The organism is Thalassotalea euphylliae (genome assembly GCF_003390335.1).
Lineage (GTDB): Bacteria > Pseudomonadota > Gammaproteobacteria > Enterobacterales > Alteromonadaceae > Thalassotalea_F > Thalassotalea_F euphylliae_B.
Genome location: NZ_QUOU01000001.1, coordinates 2,442,518 through 2,464,768 on the forward strand (window position 1 = coordinate 2,442,518; position 22,251 = coordinate 2,464,768).

A 22,251-nucleotide genomic window follows, 5' to 3' on the forward strand; every position below is an offset into this window, starting at 1 on the left:
GAGCACCCTGTCTCAATTCCGTCGTTATTTGGCCAGTTATTGAAGTTTCAGAGGTATGTAACATCCACTCTAGTCATGCCCGCATGTTTAATTGATATAAAACTTAACGCGAACCGAATGATTTATCGTGACTCAAGTAAGAATCTGTTGAATATACCATTTTGGCATACGCGAACTGGGCGCTAGCCTTAGCTAGATATACGTCTTGGGTAACTTTTTCATTTTTACACGAAGACTCTTCTGAAAACCACAACCCGTTGATTATACTTGAAATAAAAGCGTAACACGTAACCACTTCGCACTGTAAATATCGATTGTTAATAGCATGATTTTGATAATTACGAATACAAAAATCGGTCAACGAAGGTGGCACACAATTAATCGCCATCAACATACCAAGATCATAGGCAAAGGGCGCGAGCGCGACAGACTCAAAATCAATTAAACACACTTGAGTGTCATCACTATCGCCATTTGATTGCGTGACTAAGATATTAGCGTAGTTGAGATCGCCGTGAATAACGCCCACACCAGATTCATCTATATGGGATTTGAATCCGTCTTGCATTTCAATTGCACATTTCATAGCTTGCTTAATGAGATGCTCGTGATCTTTCCAACCTTTTAGCGCGAGCTTTCCAATAGAATTGGCGAGTGACCGAATGACGGCGGGTAAATCAAGCTCTGTTAGCTCGGCTTTAACGGCTTCTATTCCCCCTATTGCTGGCAAGTTAGCTTGGCTATCACTTGCTGTGCTCTGAACAGCACTGCGAAACGTGGAAAAAGCATCGTGAAATTTAGCGAGTGCTGCTGTTGCTCGCTCAAGCTTTGCTTTTTCGCTTATTGGTAGTTGATCTAATAAGGGCGAGTCAATAAATTCAGACACCAGCCAATGCTCATGGCAACAAACAACCTTTGGTGCTCGTAGTTGTTTTGCTGGCTGGTGCAGCGATTGAGTTGATAAAAATCTTTGCACCTGCATTTCACGATATGCAATTTTCTTATCACTAAAACGTTTAGCGACAAAGGTTTCGCTAGAACATTTTAGCCTTGAACTTCTGGCAGTGTTATTAGTGAGCTGGTGAGATGAACATTGCTCATCACGGGTTGTCCCATCATTGCTTTGACTATCATGGCCGTTATCCAGAATGACGATTTTAAAGACTTGCTGGCTATAACCCGTGTTGATCGCTTCGATAGTTAACTCTTTGCCAATAAAACAAGGTAGGTCACTAAGCTCTGCGACTAGCGTATTAATGTTCTCACCCTTAATTTGCATAAAAAGCTCGCTTGCTAGAGTATGAATACTCTAGCCTCTTAGCTGTGCCTTCTTTGGGTTTTGATTAGCAAAAGCGCTTTTATCGCTCCTTACGCTGGTCTCAATAGCACCATTTTCACTATGGCTTTGTGGGGTATGATTTTGTTGATTATGGTTTTCTGAGTTAACGCTTTGCTTGAGCTTTTCACGCCATGTGAAGTATCCGACGACAGCCACGACGACATAAACAACAAACAGCATTGCCGTTGGCGTTAACCCTTTCTCAATATAGATATATATCGACACTAGATCGATCACTATCCAGTACAACCAGTTTTCAAGTACTTTTTGCGTCACCAAGTAGGTGGCATAGACGGCAAATACCGTTGTTGCTGCGTCTACGTATGGGAAAGTTGTTGGCGTGTTATTCGCCATAAAGTAACCAACGGCAATTGAAGTAAGCGCAAGTACCAACAAGGCTTTACAATGCTTAATAAGTGGCTGTTGATGAATAATACTGTTAGTTTGCTCTTTGTTATCAGCAAGCGCATCACCATTTGCACCGACCCTACGCCAACAATAAAAACCATAAATCGCCATGGCAAAATAGTAAACTTGCAGTGCACTATCCATCCACAAATACACATCATAAAATATAATGGTATATAAGAGCGTACTGATGAGTGCTGCTGGCCAACATAAAATATGCTCACGGGCGGCCAAAATTACGTAAGCCATTGCGGTAATCACCGCGATGATTTCCAGAACAGCCATTTGGCTAAAATATTGGTAGGTCTCTTGCCACATTTACTTATTCTTGTCTTGAGTACTGGTTAATTGTCATATTCGCGAAAGCGATCGTCAGCAATGATTTTGAGAATAAACACCGCACTGCCAACCGTTTGGTGTACTTTTTTCATTTCCGCCATGACAAAACCCAGAGTGTGATCATACTCACCAAACACTTGAGTGCTCATGCCATTGGAAACAACTTTAACCTGAGAATTTGCCTTGAGCGCGTTAATAAACGTCCATATTTCGTTTTTGTAGGCCTGCTCTGCCAACGGATAAAGGCTTAAATCGATAGATATTTGCATTACCTTCTCCACTTTGTCGTCATTTTTCACATGATAGTTAAGCGCATCAAATTTTTGCGTGTGATGCGCTTACCATTCTGCTGGTCACTTTGCTTATGAAAAGCTTACTAGAACTGATAGTCCAGCGTTACGCCATAAACTCTTGGCTCACCCAGTTGATAATATTGCTTAGCTTGATAGCCGTCGCGCGGATCATTACCAAAGAAGAAACCACGGGTTTTGTAGTCTTCATCGGTGATATTACGCGCCCACACTTTGACTTGCCAATCTTTCATCTCGTAGGTCAATGAGGCATTTAGTGTCTCATAGCCGTCTGATTGCTCATTGTGGCTGTCTGAGAAATAAAAGTCGTCTTTAGCGATCAAATTCACATTGAACATTAGATTATCGTTAACGTAAGCATTTACGCCCAATGTCGCTTGATAATTAGGCGCGTGAGCTTGGTCACGGCCAGTTAAATCAACACCTTCCTGATTGACAAAATCGCGTAGTTCAGTGTCTAAATAGCCAAACGCGCCATAAACTTCAGCACTTTCAGTTAGTTGCCAGCTAGCGTCAAGTTCAACCCCTTGGTTTTTCCCTTCTGCAGCGTTACCTAAATAACTAATAAACTCAGCACTACCGTCAGGCCTAACGTCTGTGCGACTACTGTTGACTTGCATATCAGTGCGATCCATGTAAAACGCTGTCACGCGAACATAACCCGAGTTGTCGTCGAAGCTGTATTTGTAGCCTAATTCGTAGTTCCATAAATATTCTGGATCAAACTCTCGCAAGTCCGCAGGCAAACTACCATCGGTATTAACGCCACCGGCTTTATAGCCGCGGTTGATTGAAGCAAAGACTAATGCTTGTTCAGTTTGCTGATAAGACAAGACTAATTTACCACCTACCATAGTATCGTCTGGGCTAAATGTTAAACCGTCAGTGTTATCGTAATCGGCACTGCGCTCTTCAACGCGCAACCCAGAAGTTAACGTCAGCTTTTCCGTTAATTGGCTGTCTAGCTGAACATAAGCGGCAATCGTATCGGTATCGAAGTTTGACCCAAAGTCGCCATCTGCAAAGGTGTATTCGCGCAACAACTCTGCTGATTCTGTTTTAGCGTATAGTCCCGCAACCCAAGCCGTTGTGCCATTAAACAGCCGGCTTTGGTTATTTGAAACGGCTCTTAACTCAAGTGTTGAGCTTGTTTTTTCGCGGAAATAATGGTCAGTTGAACTGTACTCGAATGGATGCAAGCCAACAAAACTCCAATCTTCGTCATAACCGTAGTCAATATCACTGTCAGCGTGAGTCACTATGGTAACAAGCTCACCAAAATCAAAACCTGAATAATGAGATTTAGCGCTTAGTGCATAAGTTTCTTGGCGATCAAAACCCGGTTGGTCTGAGCGTGTTTGACGATTGTTATCGAGTGAAAATGCATCATAACCATTGTCAAAATCAAAGTAATATAAGCCTAAGTCTAAATGATGCTCGTCAGATAAGGTTATCGCTAATTTACCGCGTGCAGTAAGCTCATCACGATCATTGGTATCATCGCGATTTAAATGAATATTGTCGATAAAGCCGTCACTTTGATACTGTTCAATTGCAAAACGGTAATTCATTGTATCAGTAGCTGGGCCAGACAAAGCAAGGCCAGCACCATAGCTAGCATAATTACCCGCAGTGAGTTTAGCTGCACCTTCAAAATCATTACTTGGCGCATTGGTGGTGATGTTGATTAAACCTGCTAACGCGTTAGCCCCAAAGCGCGTGCCTTGTGGGCCGCGGAAAACTTCGGTTTGGTTAACATCAAACAATGAAGCAATGCTGCCCACGCCAGTAAAGTCAATATCATCAATAATAATACCAACCGATGGGTTAATTGGCTCACGGAATTGGCTGCGTTCGCCAATGCCGCGAATTTGGTAATACCGCGCTCGCTGAGTACCCGCCGAAAAATTCACGTTAGGCGCGATTGAGATCACTTCCTCTAAGTTTTGTGCGTTTAAATTGGCAATGTCTTGTGCTGATAACACACTCAATGAAGCAGGAATTTTTTGTAAATTAGTGTCGCGAAAATCCGAAGTAACGGTAATCACCTCGACTTCTTCTAGCGAAGTAGTGTTGTCATTTTCGGCATAAACAACTGAAGAAAAAATGGCACTGCTAATCGCAGCGGCAAGCATTGATTGTCTTGTTTTCATTATACTCTCGTTCGATTTCTCTAAATCGGCGTTTTGTTATAGGAAATTGAGTAAAAACCAAAACAGACGCAGATATCGTTAGAGCGACAGCATAATGCGTAGGTGCCAAGCGGCGAAGAATGCAGATATGATGTGCTAACCATCCCTACGCCAGTATTAACCGGATCAGGTAATAAGGGTTCTGCACTTTCAACACAAAGTAAACAAAGCAATATTTCTATTACAAGGCTTCTAATACAAAGTAAAAAGTCGGCAATCTCAGCAGGTATTTGTTATTCAACAATAACGTTTAACTACCCGCACCCCTTGGTTTTCGCGGCATATTATCAAGTATTCACCAAAAGTATACAAATGATTTCAAATAGCTTATGCGTAAATACTCATCATTTTATTGATCTTTTTACTAAGGGCTATGTTAAGAAATATTCGCTAGTGACGAGTTAGCCGAATAACTATCGGCATGGGTTGCTATACACTCACCATCGGCCCCATCGGTTGGCCGCCTAGTAAGTGCATATGAATATGATAAACCTCTTGGCCGCCATGCTTATTGCAATTCATAATTAAACGGTACCCGTCTTCAGCAATGCCTTCTTGCGCGGCAAGTTTTCTGGCAACGGTAAACAAGCGACCAAGTGCCAATTCGTCATTTTCAGTGACATCATTTACCGTCGGAATGAGCTTATTGGGAATGATCAGAATGTGTGATTTAGCACGCGGTGAAATATCACGAAAAGCTGTGACTAACTCATCTTGATACAGTAGTTCGGTTGGGATCTCTTGGCGAATAATTTTAGAAAAAATAGTTTCTTGCCACTCGGTGTTGTCCATGTGATGTCCTCAGCTCATCGTAATGTTTAGCGGTAACGGTGCTGAACCCCTGCCGCTAAGCATAACAGTCAATTAATGGGCAGCAGAGCGTTGCCCTACGTGTTTACTAAATTTTAACGCGCTTTTAAGATCTTCCACCAGTAAATAATTAACGGGTACTAAAACTAAAGTGATCAAGGTCGCAAATATTATCCCAAAACCTAGTGAAACGGCCATGGGAATTAGGAATTGAGCTTGCGTTGCTTTTTCAAACAGTAGTGGCATTAAACCAATAAAGGTCGTTAGCGAAGTCAGCATTACGGGGCGAAAACGCGCTGCTCCGGCAATTAACACCGACTCCATCAGCTGTGCCCCTTCTGTCCGTTTTTTATTAACAAAATCAACCAGCACTAACGAGTCATTCACCACCACACCAATAAGCGCCATAAGTCCCAAAATGCTCATGATGGTAAGGTTCATGCCCATGATCCAATGACCAATGACAGCACCAATCGCACCAAATGGAATGACCGACATCACAATAATCGGCTGTAGGTACGACTTAAACGGGATCGCAAGCAGGCAATAAATGATAAAGAACACAAAAAGTAAACCGTAGAACAAACTACCAAACGAGTCTTGCTGCTCACGCGCTTCACCTTCAAGCGTATAGGCAATACCCGGGTATTTCGTGGTAAGTTCATCTAAAAATGGCGTTAAATCGGCGTTTAATACCGTCATGTTAGTATTTTCTTTTTCGACATCAGCGGTGACATTCACTGTGCGGTAGCGATCAATTCGGTTTATCGTTGAGGGGCTTTTTCCCGCGTTAAATGTCGCAACATGAGACAAAGGCACGTTTCCCCCTTGCGGCGTCGAAATCAGCATTTCTGCCAAATTGGCAATGGCAGAGCGCTCAGCTAACGGAAACCGTAACATCACACGGACATCATCGCGTCCGCGTTGAATTCGCTGTATCTGTGCGCCGAAAAAGGCACTGCGCACTTGTTGCGTGACACTGCTGACCGACAAGCCCATGGCGTGGCCTTGTTCCGTTAACTCGATTTGAATTTCTTCCTTGCCGTTCGACAAACTGTCGGTGATTTCGAACACCGTAGGATAAGTAGCTAAACGCGCTTTCACTTCTTCCGCCACCGTTTTTAACAAGCCTAGATCGGTAGCGGAAAGCTGCACGTCGATGGGATCACCGCCGCGACCAATTTCCGCGCGAAACGTTAAACTTTCGGCACCGGGTAATGCGCCGATAAGACCTCGCCATTCATTGACGAGTTGACGAATAGTAACACCTGACTCATTTTTATCTGCTGGCAAAATTTCAAATCGAACACGACCAATATTGGTATTATTACCACCTGTGATGGCAAGTACATTGGTGATCACGCTATTCCCTTCCGCATCGCGATACTTTTCTTGCAATTCAATTGCAGCATTAGCCATTTTCTCTACATAACCATCAATGACATCAAAGCTGGTGCCAACCGGCATAACTAAATTAGCACGTGCAGTTTCGCTAGGAACGCGGGGGAAAAAGGTAAACTTAGTCCAACCACTGGTAACAAAAGACAAAATCAAAATAAACACACCAATAAAACCAACGAGCGTTGTCAGGCGATTGCGCACCGCGAGCGCTAATATCGGTTGGTAGTAATTAATAATCGCTTGCTCAAAACCATCAGCAAACTGTTGCTGAATTTGTTGTAGTTTAGAGGTATTGTCTTTTTCGTGTCGCAGCTTCAAATGGCGTAAATGTGACGGTAAAACAAATTTAGATTCTATCAGTGAAAACAGTAAAACTGGAATCACCACAACAGGAATTTGCGCGAACAAGGCACCGCGTGTGCCTTCAATAAATGCCAGCGGTAAAAACGCAGCGACAGTGGTTAAAATGCCAAAAGTTACTGGAGTTGCCACTTCTTCCGTGCCTTTAATCGCCGCCTGCAAACCAGATTCGGCAAACTGACTGTGACGATAAATATTTTCGCCAGTGACAATGGCATCATCAACAACGATGCCCAGTACCAGAATAAAGCCAAATAAGCTCATGATGTTAAGCGAAATATCGAAAATAGGCATAAATACAAAGGCGCCCATAAAACTGACGGGAATACCAATAAATACCCAGAATGCGATGCTTGGACGTAAGAATAGCGTCAGGAGTAAAAGCACTAAGAAGCCGCCTTGCAAGGCATTGCTAATCAGCGTGTTTAAGCGGCTTTTAACGATTTCTGAGTCATCATCCCAGTAACTCAGGGTAAATCCCGATGGCAAAGTGGCTTGCTGTGCTTCGATATAACCCTTGACCGCATCAGCAACGTCAATCGCGTTTTGCTGACCAATTCGATACACTTCGATTAGTGCCGCTTGCTGACCATTAAAACGCGCTCGCAATGGCGTTTCTTCAAAGCCATCATTAACCTCAGCAATATCGCCCAATTTAACGATAGTACCGTCAGGATTCGTTTTTACGACAATACTTTCAAATTCGTCTTGGCGATAAGCTTGGCCTTTACTGCGAACCAACACATCACCCCCCTCGGTTTTAATATTACCGGCAGATAAATCCACTGAGCTATTGCTGATGGCATTAGCAACCGCGTTGAGCGACAGGTTGAATTCACGTAATTTATCTTGCGATAAATGAATACCGATTTCATAGTTTCGAACAGCATCAAGTGATAACTGCGTCACTTGCGGCAAGCGTAGCAAGTCATCTCGTACTTGTTCGGCAAATTCTCGCAGTTCTTTTTCGCTATATTTTGAGGCAATGGTGACCGCGATCACTTCACGTTGGCGCTGCCTTAATGCAATCACAGGTTTTTCGGCATCGGCAGGGAAAGTATTAACGGCGTCGACGCGGCTTTTAATATCCGCAAGTAATTCGCGCGCATCGTAACCCGATTCCGCTTCAATGTTAATGGTTGCTGAGCCTTCTACCGAACTACTGGTGATCTTTTTGATCCCTTCAAGATCTTGTACCGCTTCTTCGACTTTAATTGCCACGCCCTGCTCTACATCTTCTGGCGTTGCACCGCGCAAACTGATATTGACAGAGACGACATCAGACTCAAACGATGGAAATACCTCAAGCGGTATCCGTAAGTTCATCGACATTAGGCCAACTAACAAGATGCTGATCATCAAAAGATTAGCGGCCACGTGATTACGCGCAAACCAAGCAATCATAGTGCTTGCTCCTTATTGCGCTGTGCTTTTTTTATACCTGATTTTCTATCTGGCTTGCCTGTTTTGTGCTGTTTTGCTTTACCCTGCAATATTGCTCTCTCAAGTGCAATCTCAGTGTTTTGCTCAACACCGTCTTTGTTAATCACTGCGATGGGCGTACCCGAATTTACTTGCCCAAGCGGCGTTAACACGAGCAAATCCCCTTCTATTAACCCTTGTTCAACCACAGCAAATTCATCGTTTTGCCATGCAATATCTATCGCTTGTCTGAGCAGTACCCCATCCTTTACGACAAATACATAGCTGCCTTGATAAATCGCTTTGTTTGTGATTTTAATGGCGTTTTCAAGTAACTTACCTTGAATAGTCGCTCGTACGTATTGACCTATTTTCAGTGGTAGGCCATTAACTGATGCATCACCGTAGGGATCATCTATTTGCGCCACGACGAACAGTTGTTGTGAATTTTGATCAAACGCGCCTTCTGTACGTACAACTCGCCCTTGCCATTGCTGCTGTATCACAAGTTCGGAGTAAATCGTCACCAAAGGAAATTCATCGGCAGATATGTCGTTGACACTTTTGTCAGGTCGAGCATGGTCAAACCGATATCGCTCTGGCAGATTAATATACGGTAAGTCGTTATTTTTAATAGGTAACCTAACTTCTATATAATCGACTGCAAATATTTCAGCCAGCGGAGTATTGGCCGAAACAACTTGGCCAATATCAGCGGATTTATTTAAAATTCTCCCTGTATAAGGCGCTTTAATTTCGGTGCGCTCTAGTGATAATTCGGCTTTTGCTAACTGCGCTTTGGCTGAATACACCGCCGCTTCTGCGGCCAATAATTGCGGCTTTCTCAACACTAAGTCGGAGGCTTGATGCTTATTGCCCAAACGCTGCCAATCTTGCTTTGCTTGCGCACTGCGGGCTTGTTCTTCGCTAAGTGCTTGCTCGGCACTGTATAAATTAGCTTTGGCAATATTAATATCAGCAAGGTAATCGCGATCATCCAATTTGACCAGCACTTCACCCTTTTCAAAAAAACCACCTTCACGAAAGTTGTCGCTAATTGCTTTGATTTCACCAGAAACTTGCGGCATAAGGACACTTTGGGTTCTTGGCTGAACTGTGCCATAGCTATTTATTTGCAAGGCAAAATTTTCATGTTCAATGGTTTGAACGGCCACATTGAGTTGCGGCGCTTTGCTTGGTTTACCGCGTTTAGCTGTTGGTGGATTGTCTGAGACCACTTTGGCCGCAATGACGAATACTGCCAGCACACATACTGGCACGATCACTTTCATCAGTTTTTTAGTTAACATCATGGTACTTTTCATTCGTGTATAGATTGGCTTTCACTAGCGCTGCTTTTTCAAGTGTTTCATCATTCTGCGGCACATCAGTTAGTGGCTTGTTATGGGCGACTAGTTTGGCGATGTCCATACCACCGATACTGGTTAGTAAGGCAATACGGTTTTGAATTATTTGATGGGTGATTTGAATCACATTAGTTTGCGCGTCAAATGACCTACGCTGAGCTTCGAGCACAGTGGTGTAATTCACTAAGCCTTTTAAGTATTGATTAAACGACAATTCTTCTGCCGCTATCGCATTTTCTCTGGCATCTTGGACATGGCTTAGCTGTTTAGTGAGTGCACTATGATTACTAAGTTGATTTTCGATATCGGCAAATTTACTAAACACCTGATCCAGGTAGCTTTGCTCTTGTGCTTTGACTTGCAAGCGCGCTTGCGCTTCTAACGACTTCAATTTACCCGCATTGAACAAAGGGGCAGTAACTGCTGCGCTAATCGACCAAGTTAATGGATTTCCTGATAATAAATTGGATAGTTCATCACTGGTATCGCCTCCTGACACTGTCAGTTTTAATGAGGGAAAACGCTGCTTATGGGCAACAGCAACAGCGGAATCAGCGGCAAGCAGTGATAGCCAACTCGACTGTAATTCATAGTTATTAGTTAAGATACTTGCCGGAAGTTCAGCGATTGATTGACTGGCAAAATGTGGTAGCGCCAATTCATTTTGATTTTCTAATTGACCTGAAGGGTAGTCAGCAACTAAGAGTTGTATGTCGCGCTGACGCTCAATGACAGTTTGACGTTGTACTGAAATGCGCGCGAGCTCACTGCTGAGTTCATTTTGAGCTAAATAAACGTCGAGTGCTTGAGTAAGCCCTAATTGATAAGAATCGTTAATTATCTCTAAGCTATTGGTTAAGCTGGTGGCCCTTTCTTTGTACAAAGTCAGCAGCGCGTGTGCTTGTTTTTGTCCATACCAGGCGGAAACGATCTGTGAAATTAGCTTATTTTGCATTTGGGCAAAATCTAACTTAGCTGCTGAATAGGTTAACTGTGCTTGCTGTTGCTGTGCTGACAATTTCCCCCACAGATCAAGTTCATAACTTAGCTGTAAATTGATGTCTGCGCCATTATTTAGCTGTACTTGTTCACCATTAACGGTTCGACGCCGATTTTGATTGAGCATCAAATTTAGCTCTGGAAAGTCAGACGCTTGCGTGATTGCCAACTGGGCTTTTGTACTTAGCAAATTCTGATAGCTGGCATTAAGCTGATAGTTTTTAGCAAGCCCTCTGCTAATCAAATCAACAAGCACTGTATCTTGAACCATCAATGGCCACTCGCTTCGCAGATCGACATTCAGCGCATTGTGATCCTGCGCTACATTATGTTCAGCGTATAAGTGGGAATACCAAGTATCTGGTAGTTGAGGATTCTTAGCTGCCTTTGAAATACTTGATTGCGCAGAACAACCTGAGGCGAGTGCGATAACTAGGCCACATAGTGCAAAGTGACCAAAAACTTTGCTCTGTTTGTTCACTTACCTTTCCTAACGTTATGAAGCGATTAACTAGCGATAATTGCTCGCTATAGTAAATCTCACAACCAGTGAAAAACATCAGATTTACGATACTTTACACAAACGGTATTCAGCAGAGTTATGGTTCACTTGGGAGGCGTATTTTTTTAGACGTGTCAGTGTTTTAAGACGTAGGTTGGCAAGAGAACAATTGGCTCTTGCAGCCCAAGAGTTAAGTAATTAAGTTATTTCAATAAGTTACTTAGTAACTGGTTTAAGTGACAGCTGAAGAAATAACGCGAGAACGCTGTGGTGGCCATACCCCTGTCCCCGTCACTGAAAGATGGCTAGTATTTTGTTTCAACACTTTATCACCAATATTTGCTGACGTTTCTGGGCGGCTAATTAGAAAGCCTTGAATGTAGTTAATCCCTAGTGATTTGAGCAACTCTAGCTGCTCAATTTCTTCAATTCCTTCTGCAACGACTTTTAAATCTAGCTGCTGAGATAAGTCAGCAATTGAATTAATAATCTTGTGATATTTGATATTTTTCGTTGCTTGACTAACAAATAACTTATCAATTTTCAAAACATCTACAGGTAGGTTTGCTAACAATGACAAGGAGCTAAAACCCGTTCCAAAATCATCAATAGCCACAAGAATTCCCTCTTTGCGAAGGCGATTGAGCTCATCTACGGTATTATCTGACAGATCAATAAACGAAGATTCGGTAATTTCCAGCATTAAAGAACTAGGTGGCACCCCAAATTTATTTAACGTTGCCATTACCCATTGATACAGCGATCTGTGTTTAAGCTGAACACCCGATAAATTAACCGAGATACGGGTTTTCGACATCCCGGCATTATACCAAACCGCCATTTGCCGACATGCTTCATCTAAAATCCAATCCCCTAATTTGAGAATCAAATTTGAATTTTCGGCGACCGGTATAAACTCAGTGGGTGCTATACTGCCCTCTGCTGGATGATGCCAGCGAACCAGTGCTTCAAAATAACTAATAGCGCTGCCTTCAACGTTAATAATTGGTTGGAACGACAAGCTAAAACTATTGGTGTCTAATGCAATGCGCATTTCTTCCAATAAGTAATGATAACGCCTAATATTACTCCCCATTTCAGGCGAATAGATACGATAAATGCCTCGTCCTTCTTTTTTCGCACGATACATGGCAACGTCTGCCATTTGTACCAAGGCTTCAGGCGAATTGGCGCTATCGGGGTAAACAGCAATACCAATACTGGCGCTTATCTTGATTTCTTTATTACCTAGTACAAAATCTTTCTCGATCTCTTTTAACACGTTTTTAGCGACATCCACCATTTTTGCTGAATCACTAAAGTCTTCGATAAACAAAGTAAATTCATCACCACCCAAGCGCGCTAAGTTATATTCTAAATCGGAGTCTGCTTTATGATGAGAGAGTTTTTCGATACGAACTATGGTCGCCAAACGCTCAGCCACTTGGATCAGAACTTCATCGCCAAATGAATGACCAAATGAGTCGTTCACTTGCTTAAAACCGTCTAAATCAATAAACAACAAGCCACTTTTTTGCTGTTGCTGCTCGTTTTCATTGAGTCGTTCGCTAATATGCTCTAAAAAGCGATGGCGATTAACAAGTCCCGTAAGTCGATCTCGGTGTGCATTATTGATGGAGCGAATGTGATATTCATGCGCAAAAGACGACAAGCCATCTAGCGCCATATTAATGCGAATTAATGGCGAAGTTCCGTCATCAGGCGTGAGATCTTTACCAAAGACATCTGCGGTTTTTTCCGCTTTACTCACCAAGGACCCCATCATGATATTGAGCTTAGCGCGGTGATACGTACCCGCTATGATAAACATTAATGCGGCAACGGCGATCAATGCCGTAAGCGGAAGAATGATACTTACAAAGGTTTTAAAGAGAATAGGTTTGAGCGCGATAACTTGCTGGTTGCCTGCGCCATTGGCGTAATAATAAGCAAGGGAGTTGTTAACTTTGGTAATATTACTAAGTAACAATGCATCAGCATACAGCTGCTCTACAGAAGATAATTGCTGTTTACTTTCTAGACTGACATTAAGTACAGGGTATTTGTTGGGGTGCTCTAACTCTTTCGCCAACCCCGTCACAAACAATATGTAAGACGCTACACCGATCAATAGTAACGAAGTTATAAAGGTGTTAAAAAGTTTTACTGCCAGCTTTTTCAAAAACTAAACCTTCATTCATGCTTCCAGCACTTGTTTTTCGTTAGCATACAACCAAGTTATTTGACTGTATAAGTGCTCGTAACACCTTATACCAACGAAAAAGTACTTCCGTTAAATTACATTTATACATTACATATTGCATTCAAACGAAGTAAAAGTGAATAGTAATTTAGCAACTTATCGTATTTTTGATAACTTTTTTTAACTGATGTTAACAAAAAGTTACATACCGTCTGTTTTTCAGACGACATCGTACCAGAGAAAACAGCGCAACTGAGATTCGCCAAATGTTCAAACAGACATAACAATACCTAAACCTAAAATTTAGATAAGATTAAAGGGTAACGTGAAGTTAATCAAAAAGAATTGGAGCGGCTGACGAGGCTCGAACTCGTGACATCCACCTTGGCAAGGTGGTGCTCTACCAACTGAGCTACAGCCGCTTGATGATTAAACTTAGTTACTATCCGCTTGTCGCAGTGAAATGGTACCCAGGGCCGGACTTGAACCGGCACGCTCTTACAAGCGAGGGATTTTAAATCCCTTGTGTCTACCAATTCCACCACCCGGGCATTATGGAGGCGGGTCCCGGAGTCGAACCGAGGTCCACGGATTTGCAATCCGCTGCATAGCCACTCTGCCAACCCGCCATATCACTACGACTCGGGGGTAGTATCTAATGTTTCTCTGAGAGAAATTGGAGCGGCTGACGAGGCTCGAACTCGTGACATCCACCTTGGCAAGGTGGTGCTCTACCAACTGAGCTACAGCCGCTTTTTGTCAAATAGTCTAGTCGACTACTCTAACTTTGTTATCGTTGGCATAACAAAGTGTATTTTAACCTAGGATATTTAGAAACCTGAGATTTAAAATTTGGAGCGGCTGACGAGGCTCGAACTCGTGACATCCACCTTGGCAAGGTGGTGCTCTACCAACTGAGCTACAGCCGCTTTATTTGGATTTACGTTACGTTCCAGATGAAATGGTACCCAGGGCCGGACTTGAACCGGCACGCTCTTACAAGCGAGGGATTTTAAATCCCTTGTGTCTACCAATTCCACCACCCGGGCATTGTGAACACAACCAACTTTACGTTGATTGCTAATGCCGCTATTCATCTAGAATGAGCAGTAAAATTTGGAGCGGCTGACGAGGCTCGAACTCGTGACATCCACCTTGGCAAGGTGGTGCTCTACCAACTGAGCTACAGCCGCTTCATGCTTATTTCTTATATAAAACAAGATAAGCGAATCTCACATAATGAGTTGCTTTGCTAAATATTTTTCACAAAGACTTTTATTTCAACTTACACGTATGTGTAAATTAAGCAATTTGGAGCGGCTGACGAGGCTCGAACTCGTGACATCCACCTTGGCAAGGTGGTGCTCTACCAACTGAGCTACAGCCGCTTATTTTTCACTAATCACACTTGATGAAATGGTACCCAGGGCCGGACTTGAACCGGCACGCTCTTACAAGCGAGGGATTTTAAATCCCTTGTGTCTACCAATTCCACCACCCGGGCACTGTGTTCACAACCAACTTTACATTAATTGTTAATGCCACTATTCATCATGAATGAGTAGTAAAATTTGGAGCGGCTGACGAGGCTCGAACTCGTGACATCCACCTTGGCAAGGTGGTGCTCTACCAACTGAGCTACAGCCGCTTCGTAAATTGCGGCGCGCATTCTAACGCACCTATTTCTCTATGACAACTTCTTTATACAACACAATTCGAAGTGAAATGGTACCCAGGGCCGGACTTGAACCGGCACGCTCTTACAAGCGAGGGATTTTAAATCCCTTGTGTCTACCAATTCCACCACCCGGGCATCATGGAGGCGGGTCCCGGAGTCGAACCGAGGTCCACGGATTTGCAATCCGCTGCATAGCCACTCTGCCAACCCGCCATATCACTACGACTGGGTAGTATTCCTTGAAGTTACCTCTTAAAAGAAAGAGAATTTGGAGCGGCTGACGAGGCTCGAACTCGTGACATCCACCTTGGCAAGGTGGTGCTCTACCAACTGAGCTACAGCCGCTTCCTGACGCTGACTCCCTGTCAACTGGTGGTGCATTCTACATTGATATTAATGTGAGTCAACAATTAAATTTCAAAAACATTTCAAGTGATTAAAAAGCGTTTAATGTGATGTTTTTTTAGCTTTTTCGCGATAAAAACAGGCGTTTATTCACTCTTTAAATCAGGCCAAGCGGCCTTAAAATAGCTCATCATTGTCGACACGGTTAACACGGTCGCAATGAAATAGAATAAATAAGCAGCGCCCATTAAAATTTCGTGTGGGAAGTTAAACACAATTAATGGAATATCATAATCAGGTTGCCAAATTAAGCCCATGATGCCAAGCATTTGCGCTGCGGTTTTGTATTTTCCTAAGGTAGAAACCGCTACGGTGTCGCGTTTGCCTTTAGAGGACATTAATTCGCGCAAGGCGCTGATAAAGATTTCCCTCGCGATCATGATCATTGCCGGTACCGAAATCCACCACACGGCATAGTCTTCAGCAATCATGATTAGAGCAGATGCCACCATCAGCTTATCGGCGACTGGGTCAATAAAAGCGCCAAAGGCAGATGATTGGTTCAGCTTTCTTGCTAAATAGCCATCGAGCGCATCACTTACTGCCGCTAACCAAAAGATGGCAAATGCGCCAAAATTGCTCCACGAGACAGGTAAATAGAAAACAATGATAAATACAGGAATTAATACAATTCGAAATAAGGTAATTTGGTTAGGAATGGTCCACATAGATACTTCACAAAGCTATTCTTATCGTTGCTGCACTACTATAAAGAAGAAGTGTTACCTTGCTAATAAATAGTATGTGCAGTTTGTGAAGTTATTCTATAGTTAATTATCATGTAGCGCATCATATATATTTTGCGCTAGCGTATGGCTGATGCCAGGGACTTTTTCTAAGGTTTTTACATCAGCGTTTTTCACTTCCTGTAATCCCCCCAAGTATTTCAGCAGCGCTTGACGCTTTTTAGCACCGATACCCGGAATAGATTCCAACGAGGACGTTTTTGCGTGTTTTTGACGTTTAGCGCGATGACCCGTGATCGCAAAACGGTGAGATTCGTCGCGAATGTGCTGCACTAAATGCAGTGCTGGCGAGGTAGCTGGCAGTGAAATAAGCTGATGACTGCCTGCGAGGATCAGTGTTTCTAAGCCAGGCTTACGCGACTCCCCTTTTGCAACACCTACTAATAGCGGAATCTTTGTCAGCGACAAGGTCGCAAAAAACTCTTCCGCTTTCGCTAACTGCCCTTTCCCCCCATCGATAAACACAATATCGGGCAGTTTATCTTCGTCGGTGACTTTACCGTAGCGCTTGTTGAGCGCAAATGCCATGGCGGCATAATCATCACCCGGCGTTATCCCCTTAACATTGTATCGGCGATAATCACTTTTCAGTGGGCCTTCGGTATTAAATACCACGCAAGAAGCAACCGTTTGTTGCCCCATGGTGTGGCTGATATCAAAACACTCTAAGCGCTCGATTTGTTGATCGAGTTCGAACACTTCGTTCAATTGTGCAAAGCGTTTGTGCATTGATTCTTTTTCACTATTGCGAGTGACAAGCGCGTGCTCTGCATTAGTCGCGGCTAGTTTAAGGTATTGCTTGCGCTCTTGGCGTACATTGCTGGAAATCTTGACTTCGTATTCCGACTGCTCTGAAAGCAAAGTAGATAATTCACTAGCACTTTCTACTTTGTAGTCAATGACGATCTCTTTGGGGATGGCCCCTTGAAACGCTTCATTAACTAAATAGTGCTGACCAATAAAAGCGGCGATGATTTCTTCGTCTGTATCTTCAGCCATCAAAGTGGGGAAATAACTTTTACTGCCCAGTATTTTATGATCGCGCACAAATAACACATGCACGCAGACCTGCGCACCTTTTCTAAACAACCCAATGACGTCCATTTCGGCGGCAACGCCACTGACAAATTGTTGTTGCTGCACCTTGCGTAGTGTTGCAATTTGATCGCGAAAGCGCGCGGCTTGCTCAAACTCGAGCGCTATGCTCGCCTCTTCCATGCGATTTACTAAGGTATCGATAACTTGCGAACTTTTGCCACGTAAAAACATTTTCGCAAGTGATACTTGTTGTTGATAATCTTGCGCCGAGATTTTATCCACACAAGGGGCGGAGCAACGGCCTAGTTGATATTGCAAACACGGGCGTGTTCTGGCGCGATAATAACTATCTTCACATTGGCGAATAGGGAATATTTTCTGCATTAAACGCAATGACTCCCACACGGCTCCCGGACTTGGGAACGGGCCAAAGTATTCGCCCTTTTGCCTTTTTACACCGCGGTGCATGCCAAGCTTGGGATGTTTATGACTAGTGATCAGTAAGTAAGGATACGACTTATCATCGCGCAGTAAAATGTTGTACTTAGGTTGATACTTCTTTATATAGTTATTTTCAAGAATTAACGCTTCACCTTCGGTATGCGTGATGGTCACATCAATGGTGAGAATTTGTTTGACCAGTGCTTTGGTTTTAACACTGCTAACGTCTTTTCGAAAATAACTGGCCAATCGTTTTTTTAAATTTTTGGCCTTACCGACATAGATAACCTCTTGTTCGAGGTTATACATGCGGTAAACACCCGCCTTTTCAGTTACCGTTTTTAGAAACGACTGGTGGTCAAAAGCAAGTGTATTCGATTGATTTTCCGAGGGAAGCTCTGAAGGTTCAGACAAGGCTAACTCTAGAATTTTTCTGTTTTTAACATGCCATGGCGAATCGCCAAATGAGTAAGCTCAACGTCATTACTGACATTTAATTTATCAAACATACGGTAACGATAACTATTAATCGTTTTGGTACTCAACACTAGCTGCTCTGAAATGTCAGGCACCTTCTCACCACGGGTGATCATCCACATTATCTGTAGCTCACGCTCAGAAAGCGAATTAAAAGGATTCTCTTCTGTCGATTTGAACTGATTCAGCGCCATTTGCTGAGCGACATCAGGCGTGATGTAGCGCTGGCCACTATTGACTGCGCGAATGGCATTAACCATTTCATCTGGCCCGGCTCCTTTAGTCAGGTAACCCGCGGCACCGATTTGCATTACTTTGGTTGGGAATGGATCTTCACTGTGCACGGTAAGCACAATAACTTTAACGTCTGGTGCGTAACGGATGATCTTCTTGGTAGCTTCCAGACCGCCAATGCCCGGCATATTCATGTCCATTAACACAACGTCTGGCTGCTCTTTTCGACAAAACTGTACGGCCTCTTCGCCGGTTTCAGCTTCGCTCACCACTTTAATTCCTTTAATTTCATCAAGTATTTTACGTATCCCTGTGCGGACTAACTCATGATCATCAACTAAAAGAACATTAATCAATGTGTTTCTACCTTTTTATCATTATACGTTGTTATTTCTGAATTTTTTGCTAGTGACTTGCTCGCTTAATCAGCGACATACAAAACTACGAACACATTCAGAGACACGTCAAAACTATATAGTGAAAAACCTATCAAGACAAATAAATAATTCCATAAACCGCATGAATATTAAGCATATAAACCTTATTTGGCTATAGTTTATTCTTCGTCAGCCAATTGTTTAATAGGCCAATTTGACCATTTTTATAGGCGGCATACGTTAACCTAACCGCATTGCTAAGAATAACGGAGTCTGACCAATTGGTTTGTTCTTGAATTAACTCGTAACACTCAAGTGCTTCTTTTGACAGATAGCCGCGCATTTCTTTTTTACCACTTTCCTTTTGGCGCTCGCGATAGCGCCGCTGTTTTTCTGCATTGGTTAGCGCCATGTCATCTCCTTGTCATTATGCTTAACTACTTTTTACATCAGGTTACGTATAACTAAGTAAAAAGCAACAAAATAACTGCTCCGAGTTGTTTAGTGTACAAGTGTTCGCTAAAGTACCTACTCTAAATTTTAGCCACGATGAAAAAATAGTTGATCATATGGAACGAAAAAACGCATTCAGTAAAGAAGACCTAGTGTTAGCTGGTACCACAGACTTCTTTGGTGAGGGTAACAGTAAGCTGCCAGCAGATAACATGCTGATGATGGATCGCATTAACCTAATCACAGAAGAAGGTGGTGAGTTTGGCAAAGGTGAAATTATTGCTGAGCTAGACATTAATCCAGACCTTTGGTTTTTTGATTGTCACTTTAAAGGTGATCCTGTGATGCCAGGCTGCCTAGGCTTAGATGCGATGTGGCAATTAGTTGGCTTTTACCTAGCATGGGCCGGTGGCCCTGGTCGTGGCCGCGCATTGGGCGTAGGTGAAGTGAAATTTACCGGGCAAGTGCTGCCAACAGCAAAAAAAGTCACCTACAACATTCAGCTTAAACGCGTGATTAAGCGTAAATTGTTTATGGGTATTGCAGATGGCACTGTCGCGGTTGACGGTAAAGTGATTTACACTGCAAAGGATCTAAAAGTCGGTTTATTTACAGATACCTCAAGCTTTTAACCGACTACATAAACAGATAATAGAACACAAAAGCCCGACCATAAGTCGGGCTTTTGTTTGTCTACTCTTTAGCTCGTTAGTTGTGTTGTTTACTACTTAAATAAACCTTGCTGTTTATCGGCAATGGCTTCTCGCCACCCACCTAGCCACTCAGACTTAGCTTCGTTGTTTTGATAAGGACACATTTCTTTTGAGCGGCCTGCAACGCCCGCCTGATAACCTTTAGCGTGTGCTCGATCGTGACGGTCACGTTTTTGCCTTTTCATCATCGACAAGTTCTCCTTCATTATCTTTCTTATATCTCTCATCTATACATATTTACTATATGCACTATTAACGAATAGAAGAGAGCGAAGGTATTTGCAATAGTGAAACGAGGGATACAAACCAAGACTTTGATTATTCGTAATAAATAGTTCGCGATAAATATTTCCTCGCAATTTATAAATAGTTCAATGTCGATAATGGTGAAAATAGGTCGTCAAAAAATACACTTGTTCACTTAACGAGCGTCAGTTCAACTACACTTGTGATATGAAAGAAACACGAAAAACGTTGCAATTAATTCGCCACGCGAAATCGAGTTGGCAGCAGCTCGGTCTAAGCGATATTGAACGCCCTCTGAATCAAAGGGGTAAAAAGAGTTGTCAGATAATGGCACAGCATATTCATGCGCTCGGCAGTGATTTAACCAATGTATATGTTAGCCCTGCCCTGCGCGCTCAAGAGACCATCAAGCGAATTTTTGCACATCTACAACAACTACAAGAGGAACAAAAGGCGCAACATCAAGCACTCTCAACGGAACAAGCACAGTGGCATACCGTGGAGCAACTCTACACTTTCGACAGCGCAGTGCTTAGATCATTTTTGCAAAACCAAAGCCCTCACTGCCGAGCGATAACGCTTGTTGGCCATAATCCTGCATTGACAGATCTTTGTAATCACCTCACCAATGCTTACATTGATAATATTCCCACCTGTGGCTATGTTCAGTTAGTGGCGAACGATGAGTTTGCTTGGTCTGATATTCACGACAAGAGTTTTACTTTACAACACTTTTGTACGCCTAAAACACGACAACAAAGTGAGATACGCTGATGAAACTAGGGGCATTTTCCGTAAGCTTAAACGTTAAAAACATAGCAGCATCATTGGAGTTCTATCAAAAATTAGGGTTTACACAGTTTGGCGGTGATATCGAGCAAAAGTGGTTAATTTTGCAAAACGAAGACAAGCACATTATTGGCTTATTCGAGGGCATGATTGATAAAAACACCCTAACGTTTAACCCCGGTTGGGATCAAAGTGCACAAGCGATTGAACAATTTATCGATGTTCGCGATATTCAAGCACACCTTAAAAACAACGGAATAATATTGCAGAGCGAGGCAGATTCAAATACTCAGGGGCCTGCTCACATAATTGTGCTAGACCCCGATGGCAACCCCATTCTTGTTGACCAGCATCGATAAAAACCAGCAACAAGCCCTAGTCTAAATAACGAGTAACGGTTTCAAACGATTTTCGTGGCTTGCTAGGGAGTGTTTTACTCTCACTACCGACATACAAATAGCCAACAATCTCTTGCTCTACAGGTACGTTAAGCGACTGCTTGACGATGTCACAATGCGCCATCTCGCCCGTGCGCCACATCGCTTGGTAACCCAATGCTACCGCAGCCATTTGCATAGCATAAACTGCGCAGCCTGCAGTAATAAGCTGTTCTTCTTTAGGTACTTTCGGGTGCTCTTGGTAATTCGTTGTAACAACAATCATCATCGGCGAGCGAAATGGCATCTTTTCCGCTTTAGCCACTTTAAATTCATCACCGCTATTCACCTCTGCGGATTGTTTGAATGCTTTTGCGAGCATAACGCGGGCGGCTTCTTTCACAACAATGATATTAAATGGGGTTAAACTACCGTGATCAGGCACTGACATTGCCGCTTGGAGCATTTTTTCGAGCTCATGCTCGCTTGGCGCAGGTAGGGTTAAGTTGGGGTTAGATTGGCGTTGAAGTAGAAAATCGATCACTGGCGTACTTTTATTTGAGTTGTATTCCCTTCATTGTAATCAATATAAAAATAATAAAAACCCGCACTTAATGCGGGTTT

At 43.0% G+C, this 22,251-nt stretch carries 18 protein-coding genes, 13 tRNA genes and 1 riboswitch; of the genes, 3 read left to right on the forward strand and 28 right to left on the reverse strand.

The window, feature by feature from the left end; translation table 11 throughout:
- Window positions 1-103: 103 nt before the first annotated feature.
- The 26 genes from DXX93_RS10745 to DXX93_RS10870 form a co-directional block, all read right to left on the reverse strand.
- Entirely contained in the window at window positions 104-1,279 is a 1,176-nt protein-coding gene (locus DXX93_RS10745) for a phosphotransferase (RefSeq protein WP_116008104.1), read from the reverse strand.
- Window positions 1,280-1,309: 30 nt separating this feature from the next.
- Window positions 1,310-2,065 (reverse strand): nicotinamide riboside transporter PnuC, encoded by a 756-nt coding sequence (gene pnuC / locus DXX93_RS10750; RefSeq protein WP_116008105.1) that lies wholly within the window; start codon window positions 2,063-2,065, stop codon window positions 1,310-1,312.
- Window positions 2,066-2,091: 26 nt separating this feature from the next.
- The gene (locus DXX93_RS10755; RefSeq protein ID WP_116009921.1) at window positions 2,092-2,355 is read right to left on the reverse strand and encodes a hypothetical protein; all 264 of its coding nucleotides are present in this window, start codon (window positions 2,353-2,355) and stop codon (window positions 2,092-2,094) included.
- 107 nt (window positions 2,356-2,462) lie between these two features.
- The gene (locus DXX93_RS10760; protein ID WP_116008106.1) at window positions 2,463-4,550 is read right to left on the reverse strand and encodes a TonB-dependent receptor; all 2,088 of its coding nucleotides are present in this window, start codon (window positions 4,548-4,550) and stop codon (window positions 2,463-2,465) included.
- Window positions 4,551-4,675: 125 nt separating this feature from the next.
- Window positions 4,676-4,867: riboswitch (TPP riboswitch) on the reverse strand.
- A 151-nt stretch (window positions 4,868-5,018) separates the two neighbouring features.
- Entirely contained in the window at window positions 5,019-5,381 is a 363-nt protein-coding gene (gene hinT, locus DXX93_RS10765) for a purine nucleoside phosphoramidase (protein WP_116008107.1), read from the reverse strand.
- 72 nt (window positions 5,382-5,453) lie between these two features.
- Window positions 5,454-8,564, reverse strand: coding sequence for an efflux RND transporter permease subunit (locus DXX93_RS10770; protein WP_116008108.1), 3,111 nt, complete (start codon window positions 8,562-8,564; stop codon window positions 5,454-5,456).
- Window positions 8,561-9,895, reverse strand: coding sequence for an efflux RND transporter periplasmic adaptor subunit (locus tag DXX93_RS10775; protein ID WP_116009922.1), 1,335 nt, complete (start codon window positions 9,893-9,895; stop codon window positions 8,561-8,563). Before DXX93_RS10775 ends, DXX93_RS10770 begins: the two co-directional genes overlap by 4 nt.
- Complete coding sequence (locus DXX93_RS10780; RefSeq protein ID WP_116008109.1) at window positions 9,882-11,429, reverse strand: TolC family protein; 1,548 nt, start codon at window positions 11,427-11,429, stop codon at window positions 9,882-9,884. Before DXX93_RS10780 ends, DXX93_RS10775 begins: the two co-directional genes overlap by 14 nt.
- Before the next feature lie 253 nt (window positions 11,430-11,682).
- The gene (locus DXX93_RS10785; protein WP_258872650.1) at window positions 11,683-13,632 is read right to left on the reverse strand and encodes a putative bifunctional diguanylate cyclase/phosphodiesterase; all 1,950 of its coding nucleotides are present in this window, start codon (window positions 13,630-13,632) and stop codon (window positions 11,683-11,685) included.
- 367 nt (window positions 13,633-13,999) lie between these two features.
- A tRNA-Gly gene (locus DXX93_RS10790) sits at window positions 14,000-14,075 on the reverse strand.
- A 42-nt stretch (window positions 14,076-14,117) separates the two neighbouring features.
- A tRNA-Leu gene (locus tag DXX93_RS10795) sits at window positions 14,118-14,204 on the reverse strand.
- A 4-nt stretch (window positions 14,205-14,208) separates the two neighbouring features.
- A tRNA-Cys gene (locus DXX93_RS10800) sits at window positions 14,209-14,282 on the reverse strand.
- A 48-nt stretch (window positions 14,283-14,330) separates the two neighbouring features.
- A tRNA-Gly gene (locus tag DXX93_RS10805) sits at window positions 14,331-14,406 on the reverse strand.
- A 100-nt stretch (window positions 14,407-14,506) separates the two neighbouring features.
- Window positions 14,507-14,582: transfer RNA gene (locus DXX93_RS10810), tRNA-Gly, on the reverse strand.
- Between the two features lie 33 nt (window positions 14,583-14,615).
- Window positions 14,616-14,702 (reverse strand) — tRNA-Leu (locus tag DXX93_RS10815).
- 68 nt (window positions 14,703-14,770) lie between these two features.
- Window positions 14,771-14,846, reverse strand: a tRNA-Gly gene (locus DXX93_RS10820).
- Between the two features lie 119 nt (window positions 14,847-14,965).
- A tRNA-Gly gene (locus DXX93_RS10825) sits at window positions 14,966-15,041 on the reverse strand.
- 29 nt (window positions 15,042-15,070) lie between these two features.
- Window positions 15,071-15,157 (reverse strand) — tRNA-Leu (locus DXX93_RS10830).
- A 68-nt stretch (window positions 15,158-15,225) separates the two neighbouring features.
- Window positions 15,226-15,301: transfer RNA gene (locus tag DXX93_RS10835), tRNA-Gly, on the reverse strand.
- 78 nt (window positions 15,302-15,379) lie between these two features.
- Window positions 15,380-15,466: transfer RNA gene (locus tag DXX93_RS10840), tRNA-Leu, on the reverse strand.
- A gap of 4 nt (window positions 15,467-15,470) precedes the next feature.
- Window positions 15,471-15,544: transfer RNA gene (locus DXX93_RS10845), tRNA-Cys, on the reverse strand.
- A gap of 56 nt (window positions 15,545-15,600) precedes the next feature.
- A tRNA-Gly gene (locus tag DXX93_RS10850) sits at window positions 15,601-15,676 on the reverse strand.
- A gap of 146 nt (window positions 15,677-15,822) precedes the next feature.
- Entirely contained in the window at window positions 15,823-16,404 is a 582-nt protein-coding gene (gene pgsA, locus DXX93_RS10855; protein WP_116008110.1) for a CDP-diacylglycerol--glycerol-3-phosphate 3-phosphatidyltransferase, read from the reverse strand.
- Window positions 16,405-16,506: 102 nt separating this feature from the next.
- Window positions 16,507-18,375, reverse strand: a complete 1,869-nt coding sequence (gene uvrC / locus DXX93_RS10860) for an excinuclease ABC subunit UvrC (RefSeq protein ID WP_116008111.1) — start codon at window positions 18,373-18,375, stop codon at window positions 16,507-16,509.
- Window positions 18,376-18,383: 8 nt separating this feature from the next.
- Window positions 18,384-19,028, reverse strand: coding sequence for a UvrY/SirA/GacA family response regulator transcription factor (uvrY, locus tag DXX93_RS10865; protein ID WP_116008112.1), 645 nt, complete (start codon window positions 19,026-19,028; stop codon window positions 18,384-18,386).
- Between the two features lie 193 nt (window positions 19,029-19,221).
- Complete coding sequence (locus DXX93_RS10870; RefSeq protein WP_116008113.1) at window positions 19,222-19,461, reverse strand: hypothetical protein; 240 nt, start codon at window positions 19,459-19,461, stop codon at window positions 19,222-19,224.
- A gap of 157 nt (window positions 19,462-19,618) precedes the next feature.
- Here DXX93_RS10870 and fabA point away from each other — a divergent pair, with 157 nt between their 5' ends.
- A complete protein-coding gene (gene fabA / locus DXX93_RS10875; protein WP_116008114.1) occupies window positions 19,619-20,134 on the forward strand; it encodes a bifunctional 3-hydroxydecanoyl-ACP dehydratase/trans-2-decenoyl-ACP isomerase in 516 nt (171 codons plus the stop codon).
- Window positions 20,135-20,226: 92 nt separating this feature from the next.
- Here fabA and rmf read toward each other — a convergent pair whose 3' ends face one another.
- Complete coding sequence (rmf, locus tag DXX93_RS10880; RefSeq protein ID WP_116009924.1) at window positions 20,227-20,400, reverse strand: ribosome modulation factor; 174 nt, start codon at window positions 20,398-20,400, stop codon at window positions 20,227-20,229.
- Window positions 20,401-20,668: 268 nt separating this feature from the next.
- Here rmf and DXX93_RS10885 point away from each other — a divergent pair, with 268 nt between their 5' ends.
- Together DXX93_RS10885 and DXX93_RS10890 are read left to right on the forward strand one after the other, a co-directional pair.
- Window positions 20,669-21,235: a SixA phosphatase family protein gene (locus tag DXX93_RS10885; protein ID WP_116008115.1), complete on the forward strand. Its 567-nt coding sequence runs from the start codon at window positions 20,669-20,671 to the stop codon at window positions 21,233-21,235.
- Window positions 21,235-21,609 carry a VOC family protein gene (locus tag DXX93_RS10890; protein WP_116008116.1) on the forward strand — a complete coding sequence of 125 codons (375 nt, stop codon included), beginning with the start codon at window positions 21,235-21,237 and terminating at the stop codon, window positions 21,607-21,609. Before DXX93_RS10885 ends, DXX93_RS10890 begins: the two co-directional genes overlap by 1 nt.
- 16 nt (window positions 21,610-21,625) lie before the next feature.
- On the opposite strand, the gene DXX93_RS10895 is transcribed toward DXX93_RS10890, so the two are convergent.
- Window positions 21,626-22,171: a nitroreductase family protein gene (locus tag DXX93_RS10895; RefSeq protein ID WP_116008117.1), complete on the reverse strand. Its 546-nt coding sequence runs from the start codon at window positions 22,169-22,171 to the stop codon at window positions 21,626-21,628.
- Between the last annotated feature and the right edge of the window lie 80 nt (window positions 22,172-22,251).